This is a genomic window from Burkholderia cenocepacia (assembly GCF_014211915.1).
GTDB lineage: Bacteria > Pseudomonadota > Gammaproteobacteria > Burkholderiales > Burkholderiaceae > Burkholderia > Burkholderia orbicola.
This window is the reverse complement of record NZ_CP060040.1, coordinates 1,048,036-1,061,731: the sequence shown is the minus strand read 5'-3', so window position 1 is coordinate 1,061,731 and position 13,696 is coordinate 1,048,036. Positions and strand designations below refer to the sequence as shown.

General features: G+C 60.3%; 9 protein-coding genes. 5 read left to right on the top strand and 4 right to left on the bottom strand.

What is annotated here, in order from left to right; translation table 11 throughout:
• Positions 1-254: 254 nt before the first annotated feature.
• From SY91_RS21265 to SY91_RS21250, 4 genes are all read left to right on the top strand, one after another.
• Positions 255-2,759, top strand: coding sequence for a type VI secretion system Vgr family protein (locus SY91_RS21265; RefSeq protein ID WP_043887634.1), 2,505 nt, complete (start codon positions 255-257; stop codon positions 2,757-2,759).
• Between the two features lie 61 nt (positions 2,760-2,820).
• On the top strand, positions 2,821-5,760 hold the full coding sequence (locus SY91_RS21260) for a glycoside hydrolase family 19 protein (protein WP_023476485.1): 2,940 nt from the start codon (positions 2,821-2,823) through the stop codon (positions 5,758-5,760).
• Positions 5,757-6,542, top strand: coding sequence for a hypothetical protein (locus tag SY91_RS21255; RefSeq protein ID WP_185921352.1), 786 nt, complete (start codon positions 5,757-5,759; stop codon positions 6,540-6,542). The genes SY91_RS21260 and SY91_RS21255 overlap by 4 nt, the downstream gene beginning before the upstream one ends.
• A 46-nt stretch (positions 6,543-6,588) precedes the next feature.
• The gene (locus SY91_RS21250; protein WP_023476486.1) at positions 6,589-6,840 is read left to right on the top strand and encodes a PAAR domain-containing protein; all 252 of its coding nucleotides are present in this window, start codon (positions 6,589-6,591) and stop codon (positions 6,838-6,840) included.
• Between the two features lie 2 nt (positions 6,841-6,842).
• Here the strand turns inward: SY91_RS21250 and tssF are convergent, their stop codons facing one another.
• The 4 genes from tssF to SY91_RS21230 form a co-directional block, all read right to left on the bottom strand.
• Positions 6,843-8,684 carry a type VI secretion system baseplate subunit TssF gene (gene tssF / locus SY91_RS21245; protein WP_023476487.1) on the bottom strand — a complete coding sequence of 614 codons (1,842 nt, stop codon included), beginning with the start codon at positions 8,682-8,684 and terminating at the stop codon, positions 6,843-6,845.
• A 441-nt stretch (positions 8,685-9,125) separates the two neighbouring features.
• Positions 9,126-9,668 (bottom strand): cysteine hydrolase family protein, encoded by a 543-nt coding sequence (locus SY91_RS21240; RefSeq protein ID WP_023476488.1) that lies wholly within the window; start codon positions 9,666-9,668, stop codon positions 9,126-9,128.
• 239 nt (positions 9,669-9,907) lie between these two features.
• Complete coding sequence (locus SY91_RS21235) at positions 9,908-11,233, bottom strand: MFS transporter (protein WP_023476489.1); 1,326 nt, start codon at positions 11,231-11,233, stop codon at positions 9,908-9,910.
• Between the two features lie 44 nt (positions 11,234-11,277).
• Complete coding sequence (locus tag SY91_RS21230; RefSeq protein ID WP_043887635.1) at positions 11,278-12,462, bottom strand: M20 aminoacylase family protein; 1,185 nt, start codon at positions 12,460-12,462, stop codon at positions 11,278-11,280.
• Between the two features lie 181 nt (positions 12,463-12,643).
• On the opposite strand from SY91_RS21230, the gene SY91_RS21225 reads away from it, so the two are divergent.
• Positions 12,644-13,546 carry a LysR substrate-binding domain-containing protein gene (locus SY91_RS21225; protein ID WP_011547569.1) on the top strand — a complete coding sequence of 301 codons (903 nt, stop codon included), beginning with the start codon at positions 12,644-12,646 and terminating at the stop codon, positions 13,544-13,546.
• The last annotated feature ends 150 nt before the right edge of the window (positions 13,547-13,696 follow it).

The following is a 13,696-nucleotide window of genomic DNA, read 5'->3' as shown; positions in this document are numbered from 1 at the left end:
GACCCCACGGGCGGCGTGCCTGTGCTGCCTGCCGATATCGTTGTGCTCGAAAGCATGGCGTAAGTTGCATCCGAGTTGGATTTAATATGATGAATTCCGGCTCGATCCGGTGTGCGGCTTGAATCCTTTCCATGCCGAAAGCCCCAACAGTGGCCGGAAAATTTTGGGCCTTTCCCTATTTCAATGAGATACCAATCGGTCGCTCGGCGCTGCCCGGCGGCCGTTTCTGTTACTACACGGTACGGGGTAGCCTGATGGTTTCCGATTTCCTGAACAAGGCACTGCGCACGCAATACGTGCAACACGGACGAATTGTCCGCCTCGATACGCCGCTTGGCGAAGACTGGTTGGTCCCGCTTTATGTCCGGGGGCGCGCATGTCTTGGACGAGACTTCGAATTCACGATCGACGCAACGTCGACGCGGCTCGAAACGATTCCGGCGAAGGCGCTGATCCGGCAATCCGTGACGCTGTGGATCCGGCAAACGGATGGCAGCGAAATGCCGATTCACGGTTATGTGACGGCGTTCAGCCGCTTGGGCGGGGACGGAGCCAATACGTACTATCAACTCCGCTTCAATTCATTCCTCGCGCTGCTGCGCCTCGGCAGTGACCGACGCGACTGGATCGAGACACCCGCGCAACAAACCGTGTCCGATGTGCTGGGAAAGTATCCGCAGGCGACCGGTAACTTTACTTGGCAACTGCGTCAATCGTTGCGCTCGTATTCTCAGCGGATGCAATGGGAATCCGACTGGAATTACGTCCACCGTACCTTTGAAGAACTCGATCTTTTTCCGCGTTTCGATATCGCGCAGGACGGCAAGTCTCACAAGGTCGTCATTATGGACGATCTTTTCTCGGTTCCCGAGTTGAAGCAAAAGACCATTTTGTTTAGCCGCTCGGTACAAGACGAGGAATTCGACGGCCTGAGTGAGTGGATCGACTCGCAAGAAATTCAGTCGGCCGAACTCGATACGGGCACATTCGACTACAAGCGTCCGGACCTTTCGAAGCACGTCACGATGCCCGCGTTCGATCTTGACGATGTGCCGGGGCTGGGCGAGCAGTATGAATACACGGGGTCGCATACGTGGTCGGATCGCGACATGGGCGAGGCTCAGGCAAACGTTGTCACAGAAGAATGGCGCTCACGGGCGCAACGCTTCTACGGTGTGGGCGCATTGCGTTGCGCATGGCCTGGTCGCTATGGGGTGCTGACCGGGCACCCGGTGCATGATGCGCAGTCGGACCAGGATCGTGAAATGGCGATCCTCTCGGTAAGCTGGCTCATCCAGAATAACGTGCCGGGACTCGAGAACCTGATGCGTTTTCGCAGGAGCCTACGTGCTGACGTCGAGCAAGCGCGCGCGAGCGGTGCGGGTTCGTCCGTGCGCCATGACGACGGCGGCGTAGGATTTTTCCACGTCGAAATCGAAGCGCAACGGCGCCGCGTCGCGTTTCGTAGCCCATTCGAACACAAGAAACCGATCATGCAGCTTCAGACGGGCATCATCGGCGGGCCGGAGGACGAAGAAATTTATACGGATGCGATGCTGCGAGCGAAGGTCCGGCTGACGTCCAATCGACTCAATGACGGCGACCAAAACGTATCGGCATGGATACGCGCGGCGATGCCCGACGCGGGCCACAAGCGCGGCGGCATGTTTCCGCTGCGCAAGAACGACGAAGTTTTGATCGGCTTCATCAACGGTGATTGCGATCGCCCCGTGATTCTGTCGAGAATGCACGGCGGCGAAAGCATGCCGGAATGGCACACGCACGGGCTGACCTCGGGTTTGCTTTCGCGCGAATACGGCGGCGAAGGCTATAACCAACTCATGATGGACGACGCCAGTGGGCAGAACCGGGTGCATTTGTACTCGACGAGTTATAGCTCTCATTTGCACCTGGGCTACCTGATCCAGCATTCGGGCAATACGCGCGGCGCGTTCATCGGGCAGGGTTTCGATCTCAAGTCGTTGGGGTACGGTGCGGTGCGGGCCGAACAAGGGCTCTATGTGTCGACGCAACCTGTCGCCGCGCAACCGATGAGCGCGACGGCGGCATCCGAGCAACTGACCCGCGCCGAGGCGACGCTGGAAACAACATCGAAGGCGAGCCAGACGAATCGGGCGCAAAGCCAGCAAGACGGCCACAACGCGCTGAAAGCCTTCACCGACGCCACGCAGCACCCGGTTGCAGGCACGACCAAGGGCGGTCGCACGGCGGGTGGCGGCACGGGTAATGCGAACGGTTTCGCCAAACCGATCATGCTGCTGTCCAGTCCGGAAGGCATTGCCGCATCGACGCAAGGATCGGCGCACATCACGGCAAACAAGCAAACCAATGTGGTCGCCGGGGAGAACATCAACCTTGCCGCCGGACGAGCATTGCTCGCGAGTGTGCTGGAACAAATCAGCCTGTTTGCGGAAAAACTCGGCGTCAAGATCTACGCGGCGAGCGGCCCGATCGACCTTCAGGCGCAGAACGATTCGATGAGCTTGGCCGCCTCGCAAGATGTGAAGATAACGGCGGGCAAGAAGATGTACCTGTCGGCCGACGAAATTTGGATCGGCGCGAACGGTTCGTATATCAAACTAACAGCGAACACGATCGAGAACGCTACGTCGGGCCAGATTGTGGAAAAGTGCACGGATTGGGAGAAAGCCGGTGCGGCAAGCGGTACGCTGCAAAACCCGTTGCATTCGTCGCCGGTATCGATCGACGGCGGGCGTTTCACTCTGTTCTCCGGTTGAATCGCGGCCAGTATAGTGTCAAACATAAGAAATTCTGAAAGCCGAATCCGAGTCGGGAATCATGAGCAAGACAACGCACAAAAAGAAACACCATCCAGCGACCGCGCCGCAATCGGCCCCCAAACCGGCCGAGCCGGCCGATACACCGCTGAGCTGGGCCTACCCGTTCACGCCCGCAGACAGGAGCGACGCGGCCGACCCGATGACGTATTTCAAGGCGCTGGCGAAGTGCGGGACCGGCTTTTACCCGTTGGGCATCAGTGGCATGTGGCATGGGGGCGTGCACTTCGACAAAGGCAGTGCACAAATGCTGAAGCAGGACAGCGGCGTGCGCGCGATTGCGGACGGCAAGATCGTCGCGTACCGGCTGAACACGCAATATGAGGAAACGAAGTATCCAAACAACACTTCGGCGCACTACTCGACCGGCTTTGTACTGGTCCGGCATGAACTGAAATTGCCGCCTGTGCCGCCGAAACCGGCACCGAAAGAACCCGCGAAACCTGCGGCCCCTGCATCGGCTCCCGCGCCAGCATCGACTACCGCCACGCCAACACCCGCCCCGGCCGACAACCCCGCGCCGAGTAGCAAACCGGCGACCGACAAGCCCCTCGTGTTCTTCAGCCTGTACATGCACACGATGGATTGGAAGACCTATCAGAAGGCGATCGAACAGGCTCAATCTAAAGCGAAGCCGGACCCGACGCTTCCCGTGCCGATGTCGTATTGGGAAGGCGAGCGCTACTATCGAGTGGGCAACAAGGCGAAGGACAAGCAAGCTATCCCGAAGCCGAAAGCGCCTGCGCAGCCGCCCGCGAGGCGTACCGATGGGGCCGACGATCTGCCGATTAACAACACCCTCCAGAATGATCCGCCGCCCGCGAGTAGCGATCAAGATGTCGATCTACCGGCTCCCCAGACGGGGTTGCGCATTAGAGAACTGCCAGACGGCAAGAGCAAGATTATCGGCGTGTTGCCGACAGGAGCCGAAATCATTGCGGGCGAAGGCGATCCCGCCCATCCGGACTGGATCAAGATCAAGTCCATCAAATCGGGCACGGTTCTGTCTGCCGAAGTGGGCAAGCCGGTTTCTCCCCAAGCGCAGTGGAGCTATGTGTTCAAGGGGGAACTGGACGCCGTTGTCGATCCGCAGCCGTTGGATACGGTCGTGATCCTGAAGGAGCCGCAGCGTGTCAAGGCGGGCGAAGTCATCGCCCACGTCGGCCAGTATCAATGGCCTATGAAGGCCAGTACGATACCGCCGAAGCCGAACTATCCGATGCTGCATCTCGAAGTGTTCGCGGGGCCGGACCTGAAGGACTTCATCGATCGAAGCCGCGCGCGCGTGAAAGAACTGAACGACAAAAACAAACCGCTTCTGGAAATCGAGCCGGGGGCCAAACTGGTCAGCGAAATTCCCGCGCCGGACCAGAAATTGACCCAATCCGGGTTGAAGCTCGTGCCGATCGGCGACGCAAAGGGTTCGCGCTGGATCAAGGTGCAACCCAAGAGCGTGACCAATGTACCCGCGAAAGGCAAACAGAAGGCCCAACAAAAATTAGCGGACGTTGGCAATCCGCTGTGGGTCGAAAGCAGTCTGGCGAACACGATCAGCACGGCGAACGTAGCGGGATGGCAGAATTTTCCGCTGGACGTTTCCAAGGCAAGCGGACCGGGCGCGGACTTCAGGAACGTGTTACGCCGTACTGAACTCGACAAGCTCGGTGAGGGCAATGTCGCGGTCGACGACAAGGGTCATCATTGGTGGAACATCACGGTTGGCTCGAAGGACGGCTCCGGCCTGACTGGCTGGGTGTGCGATACCGATCACCCTCACGTACAACTTCGTAGTCCGTGGGAATGGCCGGGGTTCGCATTGGTGGACAACGGCAGCGTCAGCCCGGCCGACATGTTCAAACGCCATATCCATACGACCGGGCAATATTTGCCGGACGAGGAAGGCACCGAATTTGCTGTGGACGCGGTGAAGGTCAACGCTGGCGAATTCATCACGAAGATCGAACAGGCGATCGATACGGACCACGACGGGAAGGTGACGGCGCAAGAACTGAAGCACGCACTGGAAACGCAGTGGATGGCCGAAGCGATTTCGCATCTTGTGGTGCGTAATGAAACCGAATGGGGCGGTGGTCTAGGCAAGTGGGAAGAACTCAGCCCGCTCATGCAGAAGCAGACCGAGATGTGGAAGACGGAACTTGACCGGCTCGCGAAGCTTCAGTGGTGGGAGTCAATCAAGGGTGTTGATGGGTTCCCCACAGACCTTTCGCCTTGGCATCTTCATCCGATTGGGTTGATTGGGAATTTTGCGGGCACAGGATGCTGTGCAATTACGGTTGAGCTATTGGAAAAGGTGTATAAAAAATCGGGAGACTGGTTTACAGGGAAGGGAGGATCAAGGACATTTGTACAGGAGTTTCCGGAAAAATACCCGAATATATATAAATATGATAAATATAAATTCGTCTCGCTACTCAATGCTAAATTGAAGGAGTATGGCATTGTCGGGTGTTATCACAAAGCCCACTTTTTAGCGCAATGTTTCCATGAATCGGCTAGGTTCGAGACAACAATAGAGTTTGCCTCCGGTGAGGGATATAATCCTGGGGTGCATCCAGACGCTATTAAGAATGGAAATACTGTCGTCGGAGATGGACCTAAGTACAAAGGAAAGGGGCTAATTCAGTTAACGTGGAAAAATAACTATGCCGCATATTCCGATCACAGGAAGATCGATTTTGTGACAAATCCTGAGCTTATTGCTGCTGATATGGAAAATGCTATCGATGCATCTTGCTGGTATTGGCGCCATAAAGGGGCGCTTTCGGAAAAATATGAAGCCAAGGGCGATATAAATATTCTCATAGATCATGAGAAAAATAATGTTAGATTAATTACGCTGGCTGTCAATGGCGGGCATAATGGATTGCCTGAGCGTCAGGAGCTTTTTGATCGAATTAAGAAAGAGTGGGGGTTGGTGTGAGAATTTTTAAAAGAGATTTATCGTTTAAATTTGGGTTGACTTTTATGATTGCAGTGGGCGTCGTGTCAGTTGCTTCTACTGAAATTTATGCAAATGAGCTCTCAATAGATAAGGCGGGAAAAATCCGTGATTGTAGCGGTTCTTCAGTTTGCAAAGACATAGAGCCGACCGACGATCTTAAGAAGGCCATTGACGACGGTTACGAGAATTTGGCTGTTGTTGATATTTATAAGGATGGAAATAGGGAAATTGCTGCCACGAGTGGTGGGGGCGATAGCTGCTCGAAATTTTTTTCATATGACCATGCGTCGCGCAGATTTTCTGCCTTGAAATTCTCGGATCGAGATATATGTAATTTTAGAATCGACGGAGATAGTTTGATTAGTTCGTATCGGCTTGATGCGAAACAATATGAAGATATTTATAAGATAAAAAATGGAAAATATCAAATTGCAATAAGTGATGCGTGTGTTGGGTGCGATGAGATTTCTCGTTCTGTGTACGTGGACGGGAGGGTTTCCGAAAAATTAATCGTTACCAATCAACGGAATTATGCGCAACGTGCGCCGGTAACTACGGCGGTAGCCGTGAGTAAGGCAAGGTTGTACGACGATCATTCCGATTCTTCGGCGACGAAAATGTATTTGCTGAAAGGAGATAAAGTTCAGCTTGTTGAGTTTAATAGCGAAAACGGTCTTTGGTATCTTGTCAAATATCTTTCGCGGCGGCGTGGTGTCATACTTAAGTGGGTCAAGTGCGAGGATTTGACTATATGCAAATGACTTGGGAAATTTAATTGGATGGGTGATGTGGGCGGGGAGAATTCACGTGATTAATGTGATTAGAATTGGCGACGCCACTGATCACGGCGGCAACGTCGAAACGGGCTCGTCGTCGATGAAATTCGATGGCCGCTACGTCGCACGCAAAGGCGACCGCGTATCGTGTCCGCAGCATCCCGACGTGTCGCCGAACATCATCGAGGAAGGCGACGAATCGATGAAGGACAACGGCATTCCGATTGCGCGGCACGGCCATCGTGCTACATGCGGTTGTCACCTAATTTCGAGCCTCGTGTAACGCTACAACAGCGGCGCGATGCCCGGCCGCATCGGGCACCGCACGATCAGGGAACCGTCGTTCTTCGACAGCACGACGAGTTGCGTAAAGCTGTTGGCGGGCGCGTAGCGCGACAGGTAGAGGTCGAGCTGAAGGATCAGTGCGCCCATGCTGTTTTCAATGAACGCGTTCTCGTCCGCTGCCATCACGATTTCGAAGCCTCTCACAAGGGCTGAATGAGGCTTGATCGCCAGCAATCGTTCGACAACGCTCCGCTTGACGAACGAAATCGCACCGACGTGTTCGGCGCGTCGGTCTTTCGGCGCAAGCTGGCGCATGAGCTTCACGAAGTCCGGCCACCCCTCACGCGTCAACTGCGTCAGGTTGGCCGTCGTCAGCGCAATCACGCGCCACTGCGCTTCCGCCTCACGGGACGCGCTATAGGTCGGTGTCGGCTGTTTCAACAGCGTAATCCTGCAAGGCACTTGATCGTTTTCGTTTTTGAGGTCGCCATTGGGCGAGCCGATCCGCATCCGCGAGGGCCAGTCGCGGTTTGTGCACGTGAGGTCAGCGCTCAATTGCAGCGGCATCTTCGCCGCCGCCGTCCCGTCCGCACGTAACAGTACGAGCAACGTTTCACATCCGGGACGATGGGTTGCCGCGTAGGGATCGTGACGCGCGAGCCAGAACCGTTCGCCGGTTCCCGCTTTCCACGCGTTCAGCGGCGGAATGTCGGTCCCGTCTGACGGGTCGCGAACCGCATCAATCGAATAGATGCCACGCATGGCCGGCCGGTTCGGCTTCGGTACAAGGGGGTAGTCCGCGACGATTTCGCCGCGCGACGACTTGACGCCCGCTTGCGCAAACAGGTTCACGATTGGCGTGCAGAACAACCGGAGGTTGTCCGCCGATAGCGGCGCGAGCGCCTGCGCGATGCGCGAATCGGCGTGCACGCCGTCAATTGCGAGATGGAGGGTGATGCGCCGCGCACGGTCCATTTGGGCGGGCTGAAGACATCGGTGTAAATGAACGTCAAGGAAATCGAACTTGTCTGGAAATCCGACGTGTTCGAGCAGCGGTTGAATGAGCGGTGAGGTTTGAGGCGGCGGCAGCAGCATGTCGGCCGGGCCGAACCCGACTGGTTTGACTGGTATCCCCGCAATTGGCATCCACCGTCCGCTGTCGTCCGCTTCAATAAATGTGCTCCGGACACGCAGCAGGACCGTATCCAGCAGCGCCACGACGCTTTGGCGCGCGCCGGTAAGGTGGATGCGCAGCACGTCGGGCGAAACCGCCCCGAGCGGGGCGGCGGCCGACTCGATGGCGATAGAAATGATGCTGGTTGTGTTCGGCGGCAAGGCCACGTGTGCCGGTGCGACGATGCTGCGGGAGAATCGAGCACTTGCGATGCGGATCGGCGCAAGCGTGACGTCATAGGCGGTTCGAAAGCGCACTTCGCCGCCGCGCGACGTGAGTTCCATCCCACGCGGCAAGACGACCGGTTTGTCGGGCAAATCCTTGGTCGGATCGAGACGAGCTATCGAGCATGCCGGGAACGGTCGCAGATAGTGCGGGTGCAGGACGTGAAGCAGCGCTTCGGTGAACATCGGTGCGCCATCGTCCAGGCTGGCCCGGATTTCGGCCGCGATCAGCGCGAACGCCTGCATCATTCGCTGGACGTGTGGGTCGTCCGTCTGTCCGCCTGTAAAGTTCAGGCGGGCGGCTATTCGTGGATACTTGTTGGAGAAAGTTGCGAACTGATCCTCCAGCTTCGTCAGTTCCTGTTCATAGTAGCCGCGCAACTTGTCGTGCATATCCAACGTCGTCAGGCCTCTGCAGGTCACGACGTGCGTCGTATTGTCCAACGGTCATCGTAGTCGAATCTTCATTCTGCGAGTTCCCGCTGCCCAATAGTCCGACGCCAAAATATGAGTCTGATGCGATTACGGCAACTGCACGACGGTGGGAAAAAGCCGCTTACGTTCACATGCAATTGATAGTCAGTAACCGATATCGATGGATTTTTGCGTCAGCCGAGGTTTCCTTAATCTCTGTGTGAATATGTTTCGCAGTGTGAACTTCGAGGGACGGCTCGTCGAGGTAAAGTCGGGACGGTAGCCGCTGCCGCGGAAAGACCCCGTCCGGAACCGGCGGGGCCGGTGAGGCATCTTGCTGAAAGGCGTCGAGGATCTAGGCGGCGACGATGCGTCGCACGACTCGTCGGGACACGCGATGATATGCGTGTTCGGCGCTGAACCTATTGCAGCGCGCGCTCCCGCACACCGCAGTCCGATCGGCGCCCTGCATCAAAACACGCACGCCTCGGTCGTCGTCAGCGTCGCAAACGGCCCGCCCAGCGTCGCATTATGATGCGCGACGATCCGCTCGGCCGGCAGCGCGAGCGTCTCCATGCAGGTATGCGCATCGGCCACGAGCACCGCGCGAAAGCCGAGATCGCCGGCCGCACGGCACGTCGTATCGACGCAGTACTGCGTCTTCATCCCCGCAATCACGATCTCGCCGATACCGGCTGCATGCAACCACTCGGCGAGTCGCGTGCCCGCGAAGCAGTTCGGCCGCGTCTTGTCGAACACGATGTCGCGAGCGGTATCGATCGCAAGCTCCGGCAGCAGCGCGGCCAGCGGCGCGTCGGGCGCGATCGGCGAGCCGGCCGGGCCGGTGTGACGCACGGCGAACACGGGCGCACCGCTCTCATGCGCGCGGCAAATCAGCCGATTGATGTTGGCCAGCACACGTTCGCCGTCATGCGGACGATCATCGCCATGAAACAACCCGATCTGCATGTCGATCACGAGCAGCGCTCGTTTCGGGGAAGGGGCTTCGGACATTGCGTTTCTCCTGAGTGGCCGATGCAGACGGAGAAACGACGAGACCCCGTCCGGAACCGGCGGGGCCTGTGGGAATCGGTGACGCTACGATCCTGCGCGCACTCGCCGCACGGGCCCGCCGAAGGCGGTCGTGCGCGTGGTCGTCGAAAGGGTGATCGTGGCGTTGTGCATGGATCGATGATGCCCGATGCGTGCGCGTGACATCAATCACGCTTCACGTGTCGCGCATCGCCCGCCGCTCAATCCAGCAGCTTCCCGGCCTTCTCGTCCATGCACCGAATCGCAAGCAGCGTCATCGCACCACACCCGATCGCATACCATGCCGGCGCATTCGGATTCCCGGTTGCCGCGATCAACCACGTGACGAAGAACTGCGCGAAGCCGCCGAAGATCGCGACGCCGACGCTATACACGAGCGCACCGCCGGTCGCACGCACGGCCCGCGGAAACAACTCGCCGAGCATCGCGCCGGTCGCACCGATGTTGATCGCATGCACGATCGACAGCGCGGCGATGATCGACAGCAGCGACGCGGCGCCCGGCCAGCGGTTCAGCGCGACGAACGCCGGATAGATCGCGGCCATCAGCACGATGCGCGTCCACCAGACGATCCGGTTGCGCCCGAACACGTCGGACAGGTGGCCGCCGATCGGCGTCACGAGCATCAGGATCGCCCCGGCGACGCAGCCGGCCGTCATCGACAGCCAGGTCGGCAGGTGCAGCACCTGCACGCCGTAGATCGCCATGTAGAACACGATGATGTAATGGATCGATGTGCCGCCGATCGTCACGCCGAGGCCCGCGAACACGGCCTTGCCGTGATGGCGCAGTACGTCGGCGAGCGGCAGCGATGCGACCGGCTCGTCGTGCCCGGTGGCGGGCGAGGGCACCGCCGCAGGCACTTCCTCGACGGTGCGGCGCAGCCAGTAGCCGAGCGGCACGAACAGCGTGCCGATGATGAACGGCACGCGCCAGCCCCAGCTTTCGAGTTGCGCGGCACTCAGCGTCGACGTCAGCGCCACGCCGGTGAGCGCGCCCGCGAGCGCGGCGAGCCCCTGGCTCGAGAACTGGAACGACGCATAGAAGCCGCGACGATGCTGCGGCGCCTGTTCGAGCAGCAGCGTCGTCGATGCGCCGACTTCGCCGCCCGACGCGAACCCCTGCAGCAGCCGTGCGAGCACGAGCAGCAGCGGCGCGGCGATGCCGATCTGCGCGAAGGTCGGTGCGACCGCGATCGTCGCGGTGCCGAGCGCCATCAGCAGCAGCGTGAGGATCATCGCCTTCTTGCGGCCGGCGCGGTCCGCATACATCCCGATCACGAGCCCGCCGAGCGGACGCGTGACGAAGCCGACCCCGAAGCTCGCGACCGCGAGCATCAACTGCCCGAACGACGAATGCACGGGAAAGAACAGCTTGCCGATCAGGAGCGCGAAGAAGCTGTAGACCGTGAAGTCGTAGAACTCGAGCGCGTTGCCGACGGCGGCGGCCGCGATCAGCCGGCGCTTCTTCGCGGCGGCGCGGGCATCGACCGGCGTGCCGGCGAACGGAAGGGCGGACGTTTCCATGGGGTTCCCCCGGGTTGGGCGCGAAACTGCGTGGTGAAGGGCCGTCAGGCCGCGAGCCAGGCTTCGGCGACGCGAACCCAGTAGCTCGCGCCGATCGCGAGGATGTCGTCGTTGAAGTCGTAGCCGGGGTTGTGCACCATGCAGCCGCCCTTGCTGCCGATCCCGTTGCCGATGAACGCGTAGCAGCCGGGGCGCGCTTCGAGCATGAACGCGAAATCCTCGCTGCCCATCAACGGCGCGGCGTCGGTTTCGACGCGTTCCGCGCCGAGCATCTGCCGCGCGACGTCGGCTGCGAACGCGGTCGGTTCCGCGTGATTGACGAGCACCGGGTAGCCGTAGTCGTAGTCGACTTCCGCGGTGACGCCGAAACTTTCCGCCTGGCCTTTCGCGAGCGCTTCGATGCGGCGCGCGAGCAGCGCGCGCACGTCGGCGTTCAGCGCGCGCACCGACAGTTTCATCACGACGGTTTCGGGAATGATGTTGAAGGTTTCGCCGGCCTGTACGCTGCCGACCGTGATCACCGCCGCGTGCTGCGCGTCGACCTCGCGCGCGACGATCGTCTGCAGCGCGACCATGATGCTGCCCGCGGCGGACATCGGATCGCGCGCGAAATGCGGCATCGCGCCGTGACCGCCGACGCCGCGCAGCGTGATCGTCACGCGGTCGGCCGACGCCATCGCGGCGCCGGTGCGGAACGCCATGTCGCCGGCCGCGCGGCCCGGCATGTTGTGGATCGCGAAGATCGCGTCGCACGGGAAACGGTCGAACAGGCCGTCGTCCATCATCGCCTTCGCGCCGCCGAAATTTTCCTCGGCCGGCTGGAAGATCAGGTGCAGCGTGCCGGAGAACTGACGCGTCGCCGCGAGATGGCGCGCCGCGCACAGCAGCATCGCGGTGTGTCCGTCATGGCCGCATGCGTGCATCTTGTTCGCGTGGCGGCTCGCGTACGGCAGGCCCGTGGTTTCCGCGAGCGGCAGCGCGTCCATGTCGGCGCGCAGCCCGACCGTGCGCGTGCCTTGCCCTTCGCGCAGCACGCCGACCACGCCCGTCTTGCCGATGCCGCGATGCACGTCGTAACCCCAACCGGTGAGCAACTCGGCGACGAGGTCGCTCGTGAGCGTCTCTTCGAATGCGAGTTCGGGATGGGCGTGGATGCGGCGGCGCACCTCGACGAGCTCGGGGGCGATCGCGGCGATGCCGGGGATGACGGGGTTCACGGCTTGCAGCATGGTGTCTCCTGTGGGGCGGGTGGAGCGTTTGACGCGCATATGACGACCAAGCATATAAATTTCTTTTGGGTACCAGAAGCTGCTAAATTGCTTTGGTGCACACCGTCGGTTGCCGCTCGGGAATACCCTGAGCCACTGCGTCGCGCCGCGCACAGGGTTTCCACGAATCACGCATTGCTCCATGAAATACCATCAGCTGAAAGCGTTCGTCACCGCCGCCGAGGAAGGCAGCATTCGCGCGGCCGCGCGGCGCCTGAACGTGTCGCCGGCCGCGCTGACGAAGGCGGTCAAGGAGCTGGAAATCGCGCTCGGCGTATCGCTCGTCGTGCGTACCGCGCGCGGTGTGCAGCTCACGGCGTTCGGCCAGCAACTGCAGGTGCGCGCGCGGCTGATCGTCGCCGAAATGCAGCGCGCCCGCGACGACATCGAGCAGGCGCAGGGCGCAATGACGGGTTCCGTCGCGGCGGCGATCACGCCCGCGGCGGCGGTGACGATCCTGCCTGACGCATTCCGCGCATTCCGGCGCCGCTTTCCGGTCGCGCGCGTCAATCTGGTCGAAGGGTTTCCGGGCGTCGCGCTGCCGCGCCTGCACGACGGTTCGCTCGATTTCGCGGTGGCCGTCGTCGTGCCCGAACTGCTGGCCGCCGAGTTCGATCATGCGGAGCTCTACGCGAGCCGCTCGCTGATCGTCGCGCGCAAAGGGCATCCGCTCGCGTCGGCCACGTCGCTCGCCGATCTCGTCGAGGCCGACTGGTTGATGAATCCGTCGCCGGAAAGCTCCACGCAGGTGCTGTTCAACTCGTTCGTCGCGTACGGGCTGCCGGTGCCCGCGCGTGTCGTCGAATGCCCGAGCTTCGGTCTTGCGCACAGCCTGATGACCGGTTGCGACCTGATCGCATCGATGCCCGAGCAATTGCTGCAAGGCGAGTGGGCGCGCGATCAGCTCGCGGTGCTGCCGATTCGCGAGCGCTTGCCGGCCGTATCGGTGCAGGTCGTTACGCGCCGCGACAGCCCGCTGACGCCGGCCGCGGCGATGCTGCTCGATTGCCTGCGAGATTCCGCGCGACGCAAGGGGCTGCGATGAACACATGCCCTGCATGGATCGCGTAGTGATCCTGATGATTGCGTGCCGGGCATGCGCTGGCCGCGTGCCATTGCGGCGCGCGTCGCGCAAGCCGGTATCATAGCGGCCGGCCCGCCGCTCCGGCCGGCCTCCTACTCCATCGCCATCAAG